16 protein-coding genes are annotated in these 18,505 nt (G+C 63.4%); 10 read left to right on the plus strand and 6 right to left on the minus strand.

The features are described 5' to 3' along the window. Window positions 1–334: 334 nt before the first annotated feature. The 5 genes from AC4P1R_RS17075 to AC4P1R_RS17095 all read left to right on the plus strand — a co-directional run bounded on the left by AC4P1R_RS17075 (window position 335) and on the right by AC4P1R_RS17095 (window position 7,310). Entirely contained in the window at window positions 335–2,341 is a 2,007-nt protein-coding gene (locus AC4P1R_RS17075) for an OmpA family protein (RefSeq protein ID WP_492178332.1), read from the plus strand. Window positions 2,342–2,452: 111 nt separating this feature from the next. Further along, window positions 2,453–2,695, plus strand: coding sequence for a type II toxin-antitoxin system Phd/YefM family antitoxin (locus tag AC4P1R_RS17080; protein ID WP_069461202.1), 243 nt, complete (start codon window positions 2,453–2,455; stop codon window positions 2,693–2,695). Then, window positions 2,695–3,144 carry a type II toxin-antitoxin system VapC family toxin gene (locus AC4P1R_RS17085; RefSeq protein WP_492178333.1) on the plus strand — a complete coding sequence of 150 codons (450 nt, stop codon included), beginning with the start codon at window positions 2,695–2,697 and terminating at the stop codon, window positions 3,142–3,144. The genes AC4P1R_RS17080 and AC4P1R_RS17085 overlap by 1 nt, the downstream gene beginning before the upstream one ends. Window positions 3,145–3,298: 154 nt before the next feature. Beyond that, the gene (gene treY, locus AC4P1R_RS17090) at window positions 3,299–5,899 is read left to right on the plus strand and encodes a malto-oligosyltrehalose synthase (protein WP_280949555.1); all 2,601 of its coding nucleotides are present in this window, start codon (window positions 3,299–3,301) and stop codon (window positions 5,897–5,899) included. Between the two features lie 292 nt (window positions 5,900–6,191). Further along, window positions 6,192–7,310, plus strand: a complete 1,119-nt coding sequence (locus AC4P1R_RS17095; protein WP_492178864.1) for a Fic family protein — start codon at window positions 6,192–6,194, stop codon at window positions 7,308–7,310. Between the two features lie 337 nt (window positions 7,311–7,647). On the opposite strand, the gene AC4P1R_RS17100 is transcribed toward AC4P1R_RS17095, so the two are convergent. The 5 genes from AC4P1R_RS17100 to pcaD form a co-directional block, all read right to left on the minus strand. Further along, window positions 7,648–8,703: a 3-carboxy-cis,cis-muconate cycloisomerase gene (locus AC4P1R_RS17100; protein ID WP_225192598.1), complete on the minus strand. Its 1,056-nt coding sequence runs from the start codon at window positions 8,701–8,703 to the stop codon at window positions 7,648–7,650. 74 nt (window positions 8,704–8,777) lie between these two features. Continuing rightward, on the minus strand, window positions 8,778–9,392 hold the full coding sequence (pcaG, locus tag AC4P1R_RS17105) for a protocatechuate 3,4-dioxygenase subunit alpha (RefSeq protein WP_492178334.1): 615 nt from the start codon (window positions 9,390–9,392) through the stop codon (window positions 8,778–8,780). An 11-nt stretch (window positions 9,393–9,403) separates the two neighbouring features. After that, a complete protein-coding gene (gene pcaH, locus AC4P1R_RS17110) occupies window positions 9,404–10,153 on the minus strand; it encodes a protocatechuate 3,4-dioxygenase subunit beta (RefSeq protein ID WP_492178335.1) in 750 nt (249 codons plus the stop codon). A 16-nt stretch (window positions 10,154–10,169) separates the two neighbouring features. After that, the gene (gene pcaC, locus AC4P1R_RS17115; protein WP_225192595.1) at window positions 10,170–10,574 is read right to left on the minus strand and encodes a 4-carboxymuconolactone decarboxylase; all 405 of its coding nucleotides are present in this window, start codon (window positions 10,572–10,574) and stop codon (window positions 10,170–10,172) included. Continuing rightward, complete coding sequence (gene pcaD, locus AC4P1R_RS17120; RefSeq protein ID WP_492178336.1) at window positions 10,567–11,379, minus strand: 3-oxoadipate enol-lactonase; 813 nt, start codon at window positions 11,377–11,379, stop codon at window positions 10,567–10,569. Before pcaD ends, pcaC begins: the two co-directional genes overlap by 8 nt. 95 nt (window positions 11,380–11,474) lie before the next feature. Between pcaD and pcaQ the strand changes: the two genes are divergently transcribed. From pcaQ to AC4P1R_RS17140, 4 genes are all read left to right on the plus strand, one after another. Then, on the plus strand, window positions 11,475–12,404 hold the full coding sequence (gene pcaQ / locus AC4P1R_RS17125) for a pca operon transcription factor PcaQ (RefSeq protein WP_492178337.1): 930 nt from the start codon (window positions 11,475–11,477) through the stop codon (window positions 12,402–12,404). 151 nt (window positions 12,405–12,555) lie between these two features. Continuing rightward, the gene (gene dctP, locus AC4P1R_RS17130) at window positions 12,556–13,671 is read left to right on the plus strand and encodes a TRAP transporter substrate-binding protein DctP (RefSeq protein ID WP_069461193.1); all 1,116 of its coding nucleotides are present in this window, start codon (window positions 12,556–12,558) and stop codon (window positions 13,669–13,671) included. A gap of 122 nt (window positions 13,672–13,793) precedes the next feature. Next, window positions 13,794–14,903, plus strand: a complete 1,110-nt coding sequence (locus AC4P1R_RS17135) for a TRAP transporter small permease subunit (RefSeq protein ID WP_225192592.1) — start codon at window positions 13,794–13,796, stop codon at window positions 14,901–14,903. A 2-nt stretch (window positions 14,904–14,905) separates the two neighbouring features. Next, the gene (locus tag AC4P1R_RS17140) at window positions 14,906–16,276 is read left to right on the plus strand and encodes a TRAP transporter large permease subunit (RefSeq protein ID WP_225192591.1); all 1,371 of its coding nucleotides are present in this window, start codon (window positions 14,906–14,908) and stop codon (window positions 16,274–16,276) included. Window positions 16,277–16,285: 9 nt separating this feature from the next. Here the strand turns inward: AC4P1R_RS17140 and AC4P1R_RS17145 are convergent, their stop codons facing one another. After that, a complete protein-coding gene (locus AC4P1R_RS17145; protein WP_151613354.1) occupies window positions 16,286–16,987 on the minus strand; it encodes a GntR family transcriptional regulator in 702 nt (233 codons plus the stop codon). A 164-nt stretch (window positions 16,988–17,151) separates the two neighbouring features. On the opposite strand from AC4P1R_RS17145, the gene uxaC reads away from it, so the two are divergent. Then, complete coding sequence (gene uxaC / locus AC4P1R_RS17150) at window positions 17,152–18,495, plus strand: glucuronate isomerase (protein WP_425353257.1); 1,344 nt, start codon at window positions 17,152–17,154, stop codon at window positions 18,493–18,495. The last annotated feature ends 10 nt before the right edge of the window (window positions 18,496–18,505 follow it).

Below are 18,505 nucleotides of genomic sequence, written 5' to 3' on the forward strand. Positions count from 1 at the left end.
AGTCGTGAGCCGCTATGCGCCGAATGAATCCCGCGGTTTCGGGATGGCCGTAAGATTGAGACTCCGGTCATGCGGGGAAAGTCACGCGGGGACCATCGCCGATCTGGGAGCGGGTGAGATGAATGGTTCGTTCAGACATGGTTAATGTCGCCTCCGATAGGCCTTGAGAGGATCCGATCCGCGGCTGTTGCGTTGCAACTCGCGAAAGCTCCGACTGACACAAAAAAGCCGGAACCGCGGATCATGGCCCTCTGCCGACGCGCTGCCAACGCGCGCTGCGGCCGGTGAACGGGGGCCAGCGCGCGAAGGGCCGCGACCAGGAGGAAGGAAGACAATGTCGATTCGATCCAGATTTTTCGCCACCGTGGCCCTGCCGGTGTTCGCGACCTGCCTTGCGGTTCAACCGGCGCTGGCCGGCAGCCTCGAGGCGCCGTTCGAAGTAGCGCAGGATCAGGGTGGCGAGCTGTCGCCCGAGGAGTTGCTGCTGTTGAAGAAACGTAAGAAGCAGCGTGCTGCCGAGGAAGAATCCCAAGGAGAGCGGCAAGGTCGCGCCGAAGAGCAGCAGCGGTCAGAGGAGAAGGCTCGCCGTCGCGCCGAGCGGGAGCAACAACGGGCCGCCGAGCAGGAGGCGCAGCAGGCTGAAGAGCAGCAAAGGGCTCTGCGCAAGCAGCGCCAGGCCGAGAAGCAGCGGGCTGCCGAGCAGGAGGCTCAGCAGGCCGAAGAGCAGCAAAGGGCTGTCCGCAAGAAACGTCAGGCCGAGAAGCAGCGTGCCGCCGAGCAGGAAGCGCAGCAGGCCGAGGAACAGCAAAGGGCTGTCCGCAAGAAGCGTCAGGCCGAGGAGCAGCAAAAGGCTGTCCGCAAGAAGCGTGAGGCCGAGGCGCAGCGGGCTGCCGAGCAGGAAGCGCAGCAGGCCGAAGAGCAGCAAAGGGCTCTCCGCAAGAAACGTGAGGCTGCGACGCAGCGGGCTGCCGAGGAAGAAATGCGGGTTGCGCCGGATGCGGAAGAACCTGCCGCTGCCGAGCGGATTCGGGCTAAGGGCAGAGCGCAGCCGGTTCCCGAGGTGGTCGATGAACGCACGGAAGAAGAGAGGCTGAAGATCGCAGAGGATCCGGCCTCCACCGATGAGACGATCGTGCTTCCTGTAGAAAGAGGCGCGGCTGTGCTCGACAGCGACAAGGATGCCGACAATATCAGCGGCAATCGTGCACGCGAGGCCCGCCGCAAACAGCGAGAAGAGTTGCGCGCTCGTGAAGAGCAGGTCGCGCCTCCGACGGACGATGCTGCCGCGCAGATGGCGATCCCGGCCGAGGTCAGGGAGGAACTTCCGCAGCGAATCGAGGCGTTGCTGAGCGAAGAAGGCGAGCGCTTCGAGGAAGCTCCGGCCTTCGCCGTGCCCGAGACGACCAATATCGTCAACAATACGATGATCAAGAATACGGTGATCAACAACACGACCATTAACCAGACCACCGAGAGAAACGTGACGGAGCTGAGGGTCGTCGAGGAGGTCGATGATCGTGTCATCCTCGGCGCCGGCGATCGCATCTTCGTGCGTGGCGACGACCGGCCGCGCCTGCGGCAGCATGCGGAAGAGACCTACTATGACAATCTTTCGGGTGGTCGCGTCCGGGAAACGATTGTCCGCCCGGACGGCTACCGGATTGTCACCATCTACAACCGTTACGGAGATATCGTGTCACGTGCGCGCGTCGACCGTGACGGCAACGAATATGTGATGATCTATGCGCCGGACTATGAAGACCGTCGTCGCCCGGCGATCTTCGACGTCGGCTACGAGCTGCCGCCGATGCGACTGACCATTCCGGTAGACGAATATATCATCGATTACGCCGACGATCCGGATCGGGACTATTACGCGTTCCTGAGCGAGCCGCCGGTCGAGCCCGTCGAGCGGGTCTACACGATCGACGAAGTCCGGTACTCGGCCCGCCTTCGCGACAAGGTCCGCCGCATCGATCTCGACACGATCCATTTCGCGACGGGAAGTGCCGAGGTGTCGCTGTCACAGGCAAGGACGCTTCGCAACGTGGCGCTGGCGATGGAGAAAATCCTTGCGAGGGATCCCGGGGAAACCTTCTTCATCGAAGGCCATACGGATGCGGTCGGCTCCGACCAGTCGAACCTCGTGCTTTCCGACCGGCGCGCCGAAGGCGTTGCCGTGCTCCTGACGGAGGTCTACGGCATTCCCGCGGAAAACCTCGTCACCCAGGGCTACGGCGAGCGTTTCCTGAAGATCCGCACGCCGGAGGCGGAGCAGGAGAACCGCCGCGTCACGATCCGTCGCGTGACACCGCTGGTGCGGCCGGTGGCGCAGCGGTAACCTGCCGGAACTGCACACAATGCGGACGTGGGGGTTGCCGAATGTCTGGCACTTGTTCTGGCGATCTGATTTCGCTATATGACTACAGTAGTCATATTCGGAGGGGCCGCTATGAGAGAGATCCAGCTTAAGGAAGCCAAGGCAACCCTATCCGCCGTTGTCGATCAGGCCGTTCGCGGTAATCCCGCGATCATCACCCGGCACGGCAAGAAGGAAGCGGTCGTGCTTTCGTTCGACGAATACGAGAAGCTCTTGCACGTTCCGAGCTTCGGACGATTGCTGGCGTCCTTTCCCGGGGACGAGGGCGATATCCCGATCCGGAGTGACAAGCCCAGCCGCGTTGTCGACCTCTGATGTTCCTGGTCGATACGAACGTCATATCGGCGTTGGCGCCCTCCAAACGTCAGGCCGTCACGCAACTTGTCGAATGGCTTGATCGAACCAGTGCGCATCTTTTCCTGTCGGTCATTTCGGCTGCCGAGGTCAAATCGGGTATTGCGAAGGCGGAACGAGAAGGCGCTACCATAAAGGCACAACGACTGACGGAATGGTGGCAGACCATCGAGTATCTCTACGCGCAGAAATTGCTGCCTTTCGATCTGAAGTGTGCGCATGCTGCCGGCCAGATCCTTGACGATGCACGTGCCCACCAACCCGGCTTCGAGGATATTGCGATCGCTGCCACGGCGAAGGTGCATGGATTGATCATTCTGACCCGGAATATGCGACACTTCGAACCGCTGGGTGTGCTTGCGATCGACCCGTTTGTTGCCCTGCCGCCGCTATCCCGATCTGGCGAATAGGGGAGAGAGCCGCCCGCAGGAGCCGATCCGGTGGCTGTTCGTGGCGGTCAACCCGAGCAATGACCGGGGTTTCAGGCCGTCGCGCAAGCCGCGGCCGGTGCTTCCGGAACAATATGCCACCCATGGTGTTGAGCCGGAGGGAGCCAACCAGGCCGTGACGCATTTGCCCGACGCAACCTACCGGCTGCAGTTTCGCAACGGGATGGACTTCGCCAAAGCCGTGGAGTTGATCCCGCATTTCGTGTCGCTCGGCATCTCCCATCTCTACGCATCGCCAATCTTCACCGCCGTCGAAGGCTCGACGCATGGCTACGACGTCGTCGACTATAACGAGATCGACCCGGCGCTCGGCGGCGAGGAAGGCTTCCGCAGCCTCGTCGCGGCTCTCAAGGCGCAGGGGCTCGGCATCATCCTCGACATCGTGCCGAACCATATGGCGGCGCATCTTCAGAATGGCCGGTGGCACAGCGTCATCGAATGGGGCCGCGCCAGCACCCACGCCGATCACTTCGACATCGATTGGCACCAGCCGCTCACCCTTCCGTTCCTCGGCCGCTCCTTCGAGGAGGAGCTTGAAGCCGGCGCCGTCCGCGTCGCCTTCGACCGGGGCCGCAACTGTCTCGCCTTCGGCTATTACGAGGCGCTTTACCCGCTTCATCCGGAAAGCTACGGACTGGTGCTCGAAGGCGCGGAGCCGTCGCTCGGAAAAATCGCCGCCATCGCTGCGGCAGCGGAGCCCGAGGAGGCGGACTGGTTTCATTCCCGGCTCGCGACGCTTCTGCAGACGCCGGCGCTGACGGCCGCACTGGAAAAGCAGCTCGCAAGGGTTTCCGCCGACCGCCGGCGCATGCACGCATTGCACGCGCTGCAGCCCTGGCGGCTGATGGACTGGAGAGCCGCACGCGACCATCTGAGCTATCGGCGGTTCTTCGAGATCGCCGGGCTCGTCGGCCTGCGCGTCGAGGATCCGGCGGTCTTCGCGGATACGCATCGGCTGGTGCTCGCGCTCGTCCGGGAAGGGCTCGTCGATGGGCTGCGGGTCGACCATATCGATGGCCTTGCCGATCCGGAGCAATATCTCGATCGGCTGCGGCAAGCGGTCGGCAACCGGAGCTTCATCGTCGTCGAGAAGATTCTCGAGGCGGAAGAGGCCTTGCCGCCCGAATGGCCGGTCGAGGGCGCCACCGGCTACGAGTTCATATCGGCGCTCGCGGAGCTCATCGCCGAGGAAGAGGCTTCCGGGCTTTGGAACGAGACGAGCGGAGCGCAAGCGGCAGCCGCGATCCGCGAATGCAAGCTGATGCTGCTCCGCCACAACTTCCATACGGAGGTGACGCGCCTTGCGAGGCTCATGGGGGAGGGTGAGGGAGAGGAGGAGGGCAGCCGCACCGCCGAAGCCGTTCGCCAGCTGATCGCGGCGCTTTCCGTCTACCGGACCTATGTCACGGATCGCGGCGCAACGGCGCGCGACCGCCGGATCATCGCGGATATCGCCGCCAGCGCCTCGGAGGCGGCCCCGGTCGTGCAGGCGGAGATCGAGGATGTTGCGGCCGCGCTGCTTGGAGACGGGCCGGCGAGAGGAGCATTCCCGACGCGGTTTCAGCAGTTGAGCGGCGCCGTCATGGCCAAGGCCGTGGAGGACACCTATTTCTATCGGCGCGGCGCCTATCTGGCGGCAAACGAGGTGGGCGCGGATCCCCGCTGGCGGCCTGGCGGCGTGCGGCGCTTCCATGCGATGATGCTGAAGCGCGCGAGCGAAATGCCGAAGGGGCTCTCGGCGACATCCACCCATGACACCAAGCGCGGCGAAGATGCGCGCGCCCGGCTCCACGGGATCAGCGAGGCGCCGGACACCTGGGCAACTGCCGTTGTCCGCTGGCATGAGATGAATGCGGCAGCGATCCATTGCTTGCCTTCGGGCGTAGCTCCGGAAGCCGCGATGGAGCAGTTTCTTTACCAGAGCCTCCTCGGTGCTTGGCCGGTCGAGCCGATGGACGAGGGCTCGCTGTCGGCGCTCAGCGAGCGCATGCAGGCCTTCGCCGTAAAGGCGGGCCGCGAGGCGAAGCTCAGGACGCGCTGGGAGGAGCCGGACGAGCACTATGAATCGGCGGTCACGGCTTTTCTGGCGGAGGTACTCGATTGGCGCAACCGGGTCTTCCTCGACGATTTCGAGAGGGTTGCACGACCCTTGATTCGGGCCGGTCTGGTCAACAGCCTCTCCCAGACCCTGGTGAAGCTGACCGCGCCGGGAATTCCGGACATCTACCAGGGCAGCGAGCGTCTCGATCTTTCGCTTGTCGATCCCGACAATCGCCGGCCGTTCACGCCCGTCTCCCTGCCGGCCGAAGAGCCGCGAAACCCGACCGACGGCAATTTCGAGGATGTGAAGCATTGGCTGATCGCCGAATGCCTCCGCTATCGGCGGCAAATCGGAGCGGATCTGATGAGGCGGGGCGATTACCGTCCCGTCGCGGTGGAAGGACCCGGCGCCCGCCACGCGGCCGCCTTCCTGCGCCAAACGGCCGAGGAATGCGCGATCACGGTCGTCCCGCGGCTCGTCCTCGGCCGCCTGGATGAGACGAGGCTCCTTGTCCGGCCCGAACTATGGCGCGACACCGCGCTGATCTGGCCGGAAGAGGGCGAGCCCAGGCAGCTCCAGAACCTGCTGACCGGAAAGCTTATCGCGGCGCGGCGCCGGCTGCCACTTGGCGAGATCTTCGGCGGCTTTCCCGTCGCTTTCGTGATCCAGGCCTGAGGCTTATCCAGGCGACGCGTGAGCCGATAAAGGCATTGCCGTTAGGTATGGTGCTGAAGGCGTGCCCAGAAATAAACGACTATTGGCCGGGCGGCGTGGTTGGAAGCTGGGCGCGAAGTTGATGTTCTTGGCTCAGTTTGGGTTTGTTGGCGTGCAGCAACCCGATCTGGGAGTTGTGAGGGCCGGTATTCTTGCGATGAACATGATCATTATTCTCCGTGAAAAACGCGGAGAATTCACTTGCGGGTGCGGAGATTAATAGCCATATTCACCGCAAAGGACGCGGCGAATGTTGGGCTATATTCACGACCGGGATGGCTGGCCGAGTTTTGTCTGGAGTAACGATGCTCTGGCGGGGCCGTTAGCGGCAGTCCGACATCAGCAAGGGCGCCTACTCGGGCGGATGGAAGCGCTGGGCTTTGATTTTCGTGCTGAAGCGGTTCTCTACACGCTAACTGAAGACGTTGTGAAGTCCAGTGAGATCGAGGGCGAGATTCTCGACAAGGAGCAGGTCCGCTCCTCCATCGCCCGCCGACTCGGCCTCGACATTGGTGCGCTCGCTCCTGCCGACCGCCACGTCGAGGGCGTCGTTGAGATGATGCTGGATGCCACCCAGAACTATGAGGCTCCGCTCTCCGATGAGCGACTGTTTGCTTGGCATGCCGCGCTATTTCCGACCGGCCGCAGCGGCATGACAAAGATCATTGTTGGTTCCTGGCGTGATGAAAGTTCTGGCCCAATGCAGGTGGTCTCTGGGCCGATGGGACGAGAGAGGGTCCATTTCGAGGCGCCTGCAGCTGAACGACTTCCAGAAGAGACGGCTGCATTTCTTTCCTGGTTCAACGGGCAAGTGTCGCACGACCCGGTCCTGAAAGCAGCAATCGCGCATTTGTGGTTCGTTACCATACACCCTTTCGAGGATGGCAATGGCCGCATTGCGCGCGCTATCGCCGATATGGCGCTCGCCAGATCAGAAGGCACCTCGCAGCGCTTCTACAGTATGTCCGCGCAGATTCGGCAGGAGAGGAAGGACTACTACACCATCCTCGAGATGACGCAGAAGGGCGATCTCGATATCACCGGCTGGCTTCTGTGGTTTCTCGGTTGCCTCAATCGTGCCTTTGACGGCGCCGAAAAAATTCTCGCCAATGTGCTCCGCAAGGCGCGCTTTTGGAAAGTGCACACCGGCCAGCTGCTTAGTGAGCGCCAGCGCAAGGTCGTCAATCGACTTCTCGAGGGCTTTGAGGGCAAATTAACGTCGTCCAAGTGGGCCAAGCTAACGCAGACCTCACCGGACACTGCCCTGCGCGACATCAACGACCTAGTGGCACGCGGAATTCTCATTCGGGAAGCAAGCGGAGGGCGGAGTACCAGCTACTCTCTGGCTGCTGTCGAAGAGATTCCGAACTGACCTACGGTGTCGATCAGGAAGTCCTTGGTTGGAATCCGTTCTCAAGGCGAGCAGTTTTGTGCGGTTCAGCCGGAGAGGGCCTTACCCGGACGCTTCCTGAGTTTAGTGAGCCACGATCACGTATTTCTCAATTGACGTCTATTGAGTAGAGAAGCGCATGAGGGGGCGCGCTCATGTGGACTGAAGAGACCTAAGCATCGCTATGCCTGGATGGAACGGGACTGCCTCGGCCACGGTTGGAACGCTTGTCGGTGCGCAGGTCCTGGCCAAAAGGCTGACTTTAACATTGTAGAAGCTCTGCCGCATTGTGGGACGAAACCCCGCAATGGGCAGGGGCTCACACGCTTCCGAGCCGGTGGATATTGCCTGCAAGCTCGAGACCGAGTCTAAGCGAGGCCGCCGTCGCGCCGACGATCTGCGGCAACAGCAGCCATTCGAGCGTCCAGGCCGCGCCGGAGCGCTCCTGCTCGTGCACCAGCGCATGATGAATGCCGGAAACCTGGGTCGCGTTGAAGCGCGCGAGGCTCACCAGCACCTCGGCTGCGACCGGGTTCTCCTTGTGCGGCATGGCCGAGGAGGCGCCGCCGCCGGAAAGCACGATCTCGTCGCCGGCCTGCGCCATCAGCGCCACGTCCTGGCCGAACTTGCCGAGGCTGCCGGTGACGAGCGACAAGAGGTGGACGAAATCGGCGATGGCGGAGCGCTGGCTGTGCCATTGCGGCCAATCGACGAGGGAAAGCTCCTCCGCGAGCGTTTCGCGCACCTGATCGGCCTTGTCCTCAAGCTTGTCGAGCGTGCCGGCCGCGCCGCCGAACTGCACGGCAAAAGCGCTCGCCTCCATGGCATCGAGCCTGTCCTGCTGGTCGAGCAGCGGTTCGAGCCAGGAATGCAGGCGATCGGCGACGGTGATCGGAATGGCCGCCTGCATGCGCGTGCGGGCGGTGAGCGGCCGCGGCCCCCATTGCTGTCCGCATTCCTCGAGTGCCGATATCACGGCCCCGAGTCGGCCGGAGAAGAGTCCGGCGATCGCCTTCAGGCGCAGCATCAGGCTGGTGTCGATCACATCCTGGCTGGTGGCGCCGAAATGCACGTAGTCGGCGGCCTCTTCGCCGACGGCGCGGCGCAACTGCCGCACGAGTTCCGGCACCACGACCCCGTCGATCGCCGTTTCCCGCCGCAGCGCCGCGACATCGGGTGAAAAGCCCCGGCAGGCGGCCGTAATGCGATCGGCCGCAGCCTCCGGTATTATGGCATGCCGCGCCTCGGCCCGCGCCAGCGCCGCCTCGAAGGAGAGCATGGCGCGGATGTCGGCAGCGACTGAAAACTCCGCCGCCACCGCCTCGTCGCCGAGAAGGCCGGAAAGATAGGGATGGTCGAAGGCCGAATAGGTCATGGCACGTCTCCAGCTTTCACGTCCTCCGGCCACGCGAGTGGACGGGGATCACGGCACGACGTGCCAGGGAAGGATCATATATCCAGGAACACCGTTTCCTTCTCGCCCTGGAGGTGAATGTCGAAGAGATAATTAGGCGCCGTGCCGCCGGCGACAAGCGTCTCCACCCGGTGGCGATGCTCGATCCGGCCAAGCAGCGGGTCCTCGGCATTCGCCGCCGGCTCGTCCGGGAAATACATGCGCGTGTGCAGGCCGAGATTGATGCCGCGGGCGACGATCCAGAAAGTGATATGCGGTGCCATCAAGCGGCCGTCGGTCACCGGCACACGACCCGGCTTGACGGTCTTGAAGGTGAAGACGCCATCATCGGCGCCGGTCGGGCAGCGGCCCCAGCCGGTAAAGTTCGGGTCCGCGGGCCCACGGACTTCCGAGGGCGAATTGTAAAACCCGGCGGTATCCGCCTGCCAGATCTCGATGAGCGCATCCTTGAGGGGCACGCCCGCGCCGTCGATCACCCGGCCGCTCACGGTGATGCGTTCGCCGCGCGTCTTGTCATTGACCATCGCCGAGCCGAGATCGCTCTCGTAGACGCCCGGAATGCCGCAGAAGTTGGGCGTGAGCCCGATATGCACATAGGGGCCCGCCGTCTGCGAGGCGGTTTCCTTGAGGTAGCCAAGATCCTGTACCATCGGTGTCCCCCTCAATTGCCTTCCGGCCGGTTCTGGAAGAAGCTCGAGCGGCGGCCGCGCAGCACGATGTCGAACTTGTAGGCCCGTGCGTCCATGGGGATCGTATTGGCCCAGTCGAGCGGCGCGATCAGCTGCTCGATCGCCCGCCGGTCCGGGATCGTGCCGACGATCGGGCACTTCCAGATCATCGGATCGCCCTCGAAATACATCTGGGTGATCAGCCGCTGCGCGAAGCCGTGCCCAAAGATCGAGAAATGGATATGCGCCGGCCGCCAATCGTTGACGCCGTTCGGCCAGGGATAAGGCCCCGGCTTGATGGTGCGGAAGCAGTAATAGCCGTTCTCGTCGGTGATCGTGCGGCCGCAGCCGCCGAAATTCGGGTCGAGCGCCGCCAGATAGCTTTCCTTCTTGTGGCGGTAGCGCCCTCCGGCATTCGCCTGCCAGAATTCGAGCAGCGCGCCTTGAACCGCTCGGCCGCGCTCGTCCAGCACGCGTCCATGCACGATGATGCGCTCGCCGATGGCGCTTTCGCCGGGTTTCGCGAAATTGTGGATCAGGTCGTTGTCGAGTTCGCCGAGCATCGAATGGCCGAAGACCGGACCGGTGATCTCGGAGATCGTGCCGTCGAGCGAAAGCAGAGCCTTCTGCGGCGAGCGCAGCACCGAGGTCTTGTAGCTCGGGGTGAAGGCCGGCGGATGCCAGCCGCGGTCGCGCGGGTAGAAGGCACCCGTTTCGGGCCGGTCGTTATCCTGTTTGGACATGTTTGATTTTCCCTCCCTACACCGCCTTTTCGGCATCCATCTCGCCGAACGTCTTCTTGGCGATCTTGATGGCGTGGTTGGCCGCCGGCACGCCCGCATAGATCGCCACATGCAGCAGCGCCTCGCAAATGTCCGCGCGGCTGGCGCCGGTATTGGCGGTGGCACGCACATGCATGGCCACCTCCTCGTCGTGGCCGAGGGCGGCAAGCAAGGCGATCGTGACGATCGAGCGCTCGCGTTTCGTCCAGCCCGGCCGCGACCATACATGACCCCAAGCCGCTTCGGTGATCAGCTCCTGGAAGGGCCGGTCGAAATCGGTCGCTGCCGCTCCTGCCCGGTCGACATGCGCATCGCCAAGAATGGCGCGGCGTGTCGCCATGCCCTGGCGATGGCGGTCGGAAGGCGCGTCGGTGTCACTCATGGGGCTTCTCTCCAGTCGGTACGGATTCGAAAAAGCCGCGCAGCACCGCAAGCAGCGCCGCCGGCTGTTCGATGCAGGGGATATGCCCGGCGTCGCGGATGATCTCGAAGCGGGCGCCGGGGATGAGCGCCGCGGTGGAGCGCACCAGGTCGGGCGGCGTCGAGCCGTCCTGGTCGCCGGCAATGCAGAGCACCGGCACGGCGATCTTGCCGGCCGCGTCGGTGTAGTCGGCGTCGCGGATCGCGGCGCAGGTGCCGACATAGCCCGCCACCGGCTGGCGCACCAACATGTTGCGATAGCCGGCGAAGGCCGCGTTTTCCGGCCGGCGGAAGGCCGGCGTGAACCAGCGCTCGAGCACGCCGTCGGCGATCGCCGCTAGCCCCTTTTTCTCGACCGCGGCGATGCGTTCGTCCCACATCTCGGCCGTGCCGATCTTGTGGGCGGTGTTGGAAAGCACGAGCGCCCGCACCAGGTCGGGGCGGCGCTGATAGAGCGCCTGCGCGATCAGGCCGCCGACCGAAAGCCCGCAGACGATCGCTTGTCTCACCCCGAGCCGGTCGAGAAGACCGGCAAGGTCGGTGGCCAGTTCCTCGATCGAATAGGGAACCTGGCCGATATCGGAAAGGCCGTGGCCGCGCTTGTCGTAAAGAACGATCGTATGGTCCGAGGCAAGCGACAGGGCGACCTCGCGCCAGATGCGAAGATCCGTGCCGAGCGAGTTGATGAAGACGATCACCGGTTTGTCCGTGACGGCGCCGATCAACCGGTAATGGGTCGCGATGTTATTGATATGAGCGATTTGCACGGCGTATCTCCTCCCTCACCAAAATGATTATTTCATCTGGTTAGGTAAAATGATATTTCGTCGGCTTCAATTAACCTCAGGGTTATGGGTGGTCCATGATCGATGCTCGGATCAAGTTTCGCCATCTGCAGACATTTGTCGAGGTTGCCCGCCAGAAGAGCGTCGTGAAGGCGGCCGAGCTTCTCAATGTCACGCAGCCCGCCGTCACCAAGACCATCCGCGAACTCGAGAACGTGCTGGGCGTCGCCGTCATCGAGCGCGAGGGGCGCGGCATCAAGGTCACCCGCTACGGCGAGGTTTTCCTGCGCCATGCCGGGGCGGCCCTGACGGCGTTGAGGCAGGGGCTCGATTCCGTCTCGCACGAACGCGCCGGCGATCTGCCGCCGATCCGCGTCGGCGCGCTGCCGACCGTCTCGACCCGCGTAATGCCCCGCGCCATGACGCTATTCCTCAAGGAGAACACCGGCGCCCGGATCAAGATCGTCACCGGCGAGAACGCGGTGCTCCTGGAGCAATTGCGAGTCGGCGACCTGGATCTCGTGGTGGGCAGGCTTGCCGCACCCGACAAGATGACCGGCTTCTCGTTCGAGCATCTCTTCTCCGAACAGGTGGTCTTTGCCGTGCGCGCCGGACATCCGCTGCTCTCCGGCCGGGAGTCGATCTTCGCGCATCTCGGCGACTATCCGGTGCTGATGCCGACCCGGGCCTCGATCATACGCCCCTTTGTCGAGCGCTTCCTCATCGCCAACGGCATTGCCGGGCTGCCGAACCAGATCGAGACGGTATCCGATGCCTTCGGCCGCGCCTTCGTGCGTCAGAGCGATGCCATCTGGATTATCTCGAACGGCGTCGTCGCCGCCGAGGTCGAAGACGGCGCGCTTGCAATCCTGCCGATCGACACCAGCGAGACCCGGGGGCCGGTCGGCTTCACCATGCGCACCGACGCCATCCAGTCGCTGCCGCTCTCCATTCTGATGCAGACGATCCGCGAAGCGGCGGAGGCGGTCGTCACCAAGGGTTACTGAAACCCTGTCCGGCAGAATAAGCGTCCGGCCGTTACAGCACCGCGCGTGTACGAGTGGCGGATACGACTGTAAATGGCGCGAGGCCGGGAAATGTGGTTAAATGACGGCCAAGGCACGGCAATCGCGCCTAAGATGAAGCAGGGAGGAGAAAATGCGCGAAGCAAAAGCGCCATCCCGGCGACGTTTCCTGAAAACGAGCGGACTTGTCGCGGGATCTGCCGCCACCCTTCTGGCCGCGCCCTGGGTGCGCAAGGCCGGAGCGGCCGAAACGATCGTCTGGAAAGTGCAGACCTCATGGCCGGCCGGCGTTGGCCTGGAAACCTTCCAGAGCTGGTGCGGCAGCATCAAGGAAAAGACCGGCGGCGAACTTGAGTTCCAGGCCTTCAAGGCAAAGGATATCGTCGGCGATTTCGAGCTCTTCGATGGCGTCAAGAACGGCGTGCTCGAAGCAATGAATTCGTTTTCCTTGTACTGGGCCGGCAAATTGCCGGCGACGGCCTTTCTGAGTTCCTACACCATGGGTCTGCGTTACCCGCATGAATGGGACATCTTCTTCTATTCGAAGGGCGGTCTGCAGGTGGCGCGCGACATTTATGCGGCGCAGGGTCTCTATTACGTCGACAGAATTCACCACGGCGCCAACATCATCCATTCGAAGACGCCGATCCGCTCGATCGACGATTTCAGGGACCTGAAGCTGCGCGTTCCCGGCGGCATGATCGCGGAGACTTTCGCCAAGGCCGGAGCCAAGACGACGCTGCTTCCCGGCGGCGAGGTTTTCTCGGCGCTGGAGAAGGGCACGATCGATGCGGCCGATTATACCGGCCCGGCGGTCAACTGGGCTCTCGGCTTCCAGCAGGTGACCAAATACATCTCGATGGGACCGCCGGGGCTGATGGCGCTCCACCAGCCGGTCGACCTCATGGATTTCGCCGTCAACATGAATGTCTGGAACAGCCTGCCCGACAAGCTGAAGCAGTTCGTCGAGGACGAAATCGAGGTCTATTCGAACATTCACTTCGGGGCGATCCAGAAGGCCGACATGGAGGCCTGGCAGAAGTTCATCGACGCCGGCATCGAGATCAACCGGCTCGGGCAGGACGATGTGCAGCGCTTCCAGGAAATCGCCGTGCCGATCTGGTTCGAATGGGCGAACAAGGACAAGGACGCGGCCCGCATCTTCAAGCTCCAGCTCGAGATGATGGAAAACCCGACCCTCGGCTATGTCACGCCCGACATGTATCAGGGCCTGTCGGTCGATCTCTAGCGACAGTCCTGACCTGGGCGGCCCGGAACCTGGCTAGGCAGGGCGACCGCAGGTCTCTCCGAGGCTGATCCGCCCGCCCCAGTTTGGGGCGGGTGCTTCCTGGTTTCGTGTGGGGTCGTTTGATGCCGTCGCTCACCTTTATCATGCCGCACTGGCTCTATTGGGCAAGCCTCGTGGTCTTTCCGCTGGTTGCGGCCTTCCTGGTCTATCGCGAGCGCGGGCGGCGCGAAGCCGGCCGGCCGAACCTGTTTCTCGCCTATCTGTTCCTGGTCTCCGCCGGTTTTCTCGGCATGCACCGCTTCTATCTGAGGAGCGCGTGGGGGCTGCTGTTCATTCCCTTCTTCCTGGCAGTGCTATGGACCAGCGCCGAGGTGCGCGTGGAGCGCGAAACGCTGTCGTTTGCCCGCTCCGAAGCCCAACGGGCCGAGCGGCTGGTTACGCGCGCAACGGCCGACGTCGCAAGGAACCGGGAAGGGGCCGCCGACCGGCTCGCCGAAGCCGATGCGGCTGCGCAGACCACACGCGCCGACCTTACGGCGGCTGCAGCCGGCCTTGCGCGTTCCAATCGCAACGCCCGGGTCGCGGGAATTCTGCTCGGCCTGCTGCTTCTCGGCGATGCATTTCTGATGCCCGGTCTGGTCCGGCGGAGACGCGAGCGCGAGGCGGCTGCCCCCGCCGCGGCGCCGGAGCCTCAGATGCAGGCAGCCGTGCCCAGTTCACCGGTCAAGCCGCCGCTGCCCCTGCTTCGCCCGATAGACCGGCTGGTGCAGGCAACGGGTGAACTCGTCGCCTATTGGTCGGTGCTCGCCGTCTTCGCCTATTATTACGAAGTGGTCGGCCGCTACGTATTCAATTCGCCGACCAATTGGGTGCACGAGAGCATGTTTCTCATGTTCGGCATCCAATACATGCTCGCTGGCGCCTATGCCTATCGCGACGAGTCGCACGTCCGGGTCGATATCGTCTACAGCCGCCTTTCGGACCGCGGTCGGGCGATCTGCGACGTCATCACCTCGGCCTTCTTCTTCCTGTTCGTGGGGACCATGCTCGTGACCGGCTGGCGTTTTGCGAATGACGCGATGGCGGTCGGCGAGCGCTCCTTCACCGAATGGGGGGTTCAATACTGGCCGGTCAAGCTCTCGATCCCGATCGGCGCGGCGCTCCTCCTGCTGCAAGGGTTTTCCCGGCTGCTGCGCGACATCGCCACGGTGGTGGCGGGAAAGGTCGACTGACGATGGGCCTTGATCTCCCGATAGAATGGCTGAGCCTCCTGATGTTCGGGGGGCTCGGCGTGCTCCTGCTGCTCGGGCTGCCCATGGCCTTCTGCACCGGCAGCCTCGCGGTGCTGTTTCTCTGGCTGTTCGGCAATGCGGCCATGCTCAACATGCTGCCGTCGCGGGTCTTCCCCTTCATGACGGACTACCAGCTGTCGGCGGTGCCTCTGTTCATCTTCATGGCGGCGATCCTCGAGAAGGCCGGGATCATCGAGGAACTGTTCGAGGTCATCTACAAATGGCTGGGCGGCCTGAAGGGCGGGCTCGCCTCGGCGACGGTCATCTCCTGCACAATGCTTGCCGCCATGGTCGGCGTGGTCGGGGCTGCCGAGGTGACCATGGGCATGATCGCGCTGCCGGCGATGTTGCGTCGCAATTACGATCCGGCGCTCGCCTGCGGTGCGTTGCTCGCCGGCGGCACGCTCGGCATTCTCATACCGCCCTCCGTGATGGCGATCGTCTATGCCGTCGTCGCCCAGCAGTCGCTGGGAGAGCTCCTGATCGGGTCGGTGTTCCCCGGATTGCTGCTGTCGGGCATGTATGTCGCCTATGTGACGCTGCGCTGCTACATCAACCCGGCGCTGGGGCCGCCGGTGCCCCCAGGCGAGCGCGTCGGCTTCATGGAGAAGCTCCGGCTGCTTCGCGGCACGCTGATGCCGATCCTGCTCATCATCACCGTGCTTGGGGTCATCTTCGTCGGTATCGCGACGCCGGTCGAGGCCGCCGGCATCGGCACATTCGGCGCCTTCGTCGTCTGCGCAACGCATCGCAGGCTGACCTGGCAGACGATCCGGGACGCGGCGGTCACCACGCTGAAGGCGACCGCCATGGTGATGTGGATCTTCTTCGGCGCCACCATGTTCGTCGGCTTCTTCATCCTCAAAGGTGGCCAGACCTTCGTCACCGATACGATCCTCGGCACCGGGCTGCCGCCTTACGGCGTGCTGCTCTTGATGATGGTCATTCTCTTCGGGCTCGGCATGTTCCTCGATTGGGTCGGCATCCTGCTGCTGACGGTGCCGATCTTTCTGCCGATCCTCAGATCGCTGCAGTTCGAGGGCCTGTTCGGCTTTCCCGGCATCGCACCCGCCGATGTGCCGCTCTGGTACGGGGTCATCTTCATGGTCAACATGCAGATGGCCTTCCTCAGTCCGCCCTTCGGCTATTCGCTGTTTTACCTGAAAAGCGTCGCGCCGCCGCACATTTCGATGGCGACGATCTTCCGGGCGGCCGCACCCTTCATCGTTCTGCAGGCGATCGGCGTCGGTCTCTGCATCGCCTTTCCCGCAATCGTCCTCTGGCTGCCGAAGGTGGTCTATGCCGGAGGATGAGCGAAACGATCAGCGCTCGTCGTTTGCGAAGAACGAGGGGTGGCTCTCGCGGATGCGGCCGATGATGGACTTGATGCGCGACAGGTGGACGCGCATCGCCTGTGCGGCCTTGTCGCCATTGTGCTCGCGAAGCGCCGTCATGATCACCTTGTGGTCGTCGTGGGCGCTTTGGGCGCCGAAGGAGAGGCTGAGATAGCGCACCCGGTCCATATGCGCCTTGCTGTCGCGGATCAGTGCCCAGGCAAACTCATGTCCGGAAAGTTCGCAGATCTGCTTGTGGAAGCTGTCGTCTAGCGCGTGGAACAGGACCTTGTCGCCGGCCGCGATCGCCGCGTCCTGCTCATCGAGCAGGGCATCGAGCCGGTCGAGTTGCGCATCCGTCAGGCACTCGGCGGCAGCCCGCACAGTTTCCATCTCGAGCGCCGTGCGGATGAAACGGGCCTGCATGACCTCCTTTTCGGAGATATGCGTGACGATCGTCGCTCGCTGCGGCCGGATCAGCAGAAATCCGAGCTGCGACAGCCGATAGAAGGCGTCGCGCACCGGCTGGCGGGAAACGCCGAGCTGCCTGGAGACTTCCACCTCCGAAAGCCTGGTGCCCGGCGGCAGGTCCAGTTCGATCACCTGGTGATAGAGGTGCTCGAAGACCTGCTCCGTCACCGACGGAGCGCGGCTCAGTTCGACTGCCCTGATCTGAACCTGATCGGCCATGAAAAACCTCCGTTGACTCATTTTGCATACTAACATATTAGATGACTAGCCGATTGCAAGATGTAACCGCCGGATCGTAGCCGGCAAATGGTTGGGAGGCCATCGCATTGCTGGACGAGAATAGGCTCTTTCCGCTGGAATCACGGGCGCGGGGCATCGCCAGAATGCTCTACGAAAGAGTTTGCGATCTCCCGATCGTCAGTCCGCACGGCCACACGGATCCGAAATGGTACGCGCTGGACGAGCCGTTTCCTGACCCCTCCCAGCTCTTCGTCACGCCGGATCATTACGTCTTCCGCATGCTCTCATCCCAGGGCATCGCGCTCACCGATCTCGGCGTACCACGCGTCGACGGCGGTCCGACGGAAGAAGATGGCCGCAAGATCTGGCGGCTCTTTGCCCGGAACTATCATCTCTTCCGCGGCACGCCGAGCCGGCTCTGGCTCGACCATTCCTTCGAAGCGGTTTTCGGTCTCAAGGAGCGCCTTTCGGCAAAGACCGCCGACCACTATTACGACCACATCTCGGAGTGCCTGGCCAAGCCGGAATTCAGGCCGCGCGCCCTTTTCGACCGCTTCAACATCGAGGTGATCGCGACCACCGAAAGCGCACTCGACGATCTTCGCTGGCACGACATGATTCGCCGCTCGGGCTGGAAGGGCCGGGTGGTGACGGCCTACCGCCCCGACAGCGTAATCGATCCCGAATTCGACAATTTCCGCGAAAACATCGAGCGCTTCGGTGAGCTCGCAGGAACGGATGCGACCAGCTGGCACGGTTATCTCGAAGCCCATCGAATCCGGCGTGCATTCTTCAAGAGCTACGGCGCGACGAGCTCCGACCACGGCCACGCGACCGCGCGCACGGAAAACCTGAGCGAGACCGAGGCGGCGTCGCTGTTTGCCAAGGCGCTCGCCGGGCACTGCAGTGCCGAGGAAGCCGATGCCTTCCGGGGCCACATGCTCACCGAAATGGCGCGCATGAGCCTTGAAGACGGCCTGGTCCTGCAGATCCATCCAGGTTCCTGGCGCAACCATTCCGTCGAAGTGATGCGCCGGCATGGACGCGACAAGGGTTTCGACATTCCCACGCGCACGGACTACGTGCGGGCCCTGAAACCGCTTCTCGACGCGGTCGGCATGCGGCCGGAACTGACCGTCATCGCCTTCACGCTCGACGAGACCAGCTATTCGCGCGAGCTTGCACCGCTCGCCGGCGCCTATCCGGCGCTGAAGCTCGGTCCGGCCTGGTGGTTCTTCGACAGCGCCGAAGGCATGCGCCGCTATCGGGAACTCACGACCGAAACCGCCGGCTTCTACAACACCGTCGGCTTCAACGACGACACCCGCGCCTTCTGCTCGATCCCGGCCAGACACGACGTCGCCCGCCGGGTCGATTGCGCCTATCTCGCAACTCTCGTCGCCGACGGTCGGCTCGATGAGGACGAGGCCGGCGAGGTCGCCACCGACCTCGCCTATCGGCTTGCGAAACAAGCCTACCGGCTGTGAAAGCAGCCGC

It is taken from the genome of Sinorhizobium sp. Y406 (genome assembly GCF_058732025.1).

Coding starts and splice junctions, on each gene's coding strand:
- AC4P1R_RS17075 (WP_492178332.1), top strand. CDS start 335: ATGTCGATTCGATCCAGATTTTTCGCCACCGTGGCCCTGCCGGTGTTC.
- AC4P1R_RS17080 (WP_069461202.1), top strand. CDS start 2,453: ATGAGAGAGATCCAGCTTAAGGAAGCCAAGGCAACCCTATCCGCCGTT.
- AC4P1R_RS17085 (WP_492178333.1), top strand. CDS start 2,695: ATGTTCCTGGTCGATACGAACGTCATATCGGCGTTGGCGCCCTCCAAA.
- AC4P1R_RS17100 (WP_225192598.1), bottom strand. CDS start 8,703: ATGACCTATTCGGCCTTCGACCATCCCTATCTTTCCGGCCTTCTCGGC.
- pcaG (WP_492178334.1), bottom strand. CDS start 9,392: ATGGTACAGGATCTTGGCTACCTCAAGGAAACCGCCTCGCAGACGGCG.
- pcaH (WP_492178335.1), bottom strand. CDS start 10,153: ATGTCCAAACAGGATAACGACCGGCCCGAAACGGGTGCCTTCTACCCG.
- pcaC (WP_225192595.1), bottom strand. CDS start 10,574: ATGAGTGACACCGACGCGCCTTCCGACCGCCATCGCCAGGGCATGGCG.
- pcaQ (WP_492178337.1), top strand. CDS start 11,475: ATGATCGATGCTCGGATCAAGTTTCGCCATCTGCAGACATTTGTCGAG.
- dctP (WP_069461193.1), top strand. CDS start 12,556: ATGCGCGAAGCAAAAGCGCCATCCCGGCGACGTTTCCTGAAAACGAGC.
- AC4P1R_RS17135 (WP_225192592.1), top strand. CDS start 13,794: ATGCCGTCGCTCACCTTTATCATGCCGCACTGGCTCTATTGGGCAAGC.
- AC4P1R_RS17140 (WP_225192591.1), top strand. CDS start 14,906: ATGGGCCTTGATCTCCCGATAGAATGGCTGAGCCTCCTGATGTTCGGG.
- AC4P1R_RS17145 (WP_151613354.1), bottom strand. CDS start 16,987: ATGGCCGATCAGGTTCAGATCAGGGCAGTCGAACTGAGCCGCGCTCCG.
- uxaC (WP_425353257.1), top strand. CDS start 17,152: ATGCTCTACGAAAGAGTTTGCGATCTCCCGATCGTCAGTCCGCACGGC.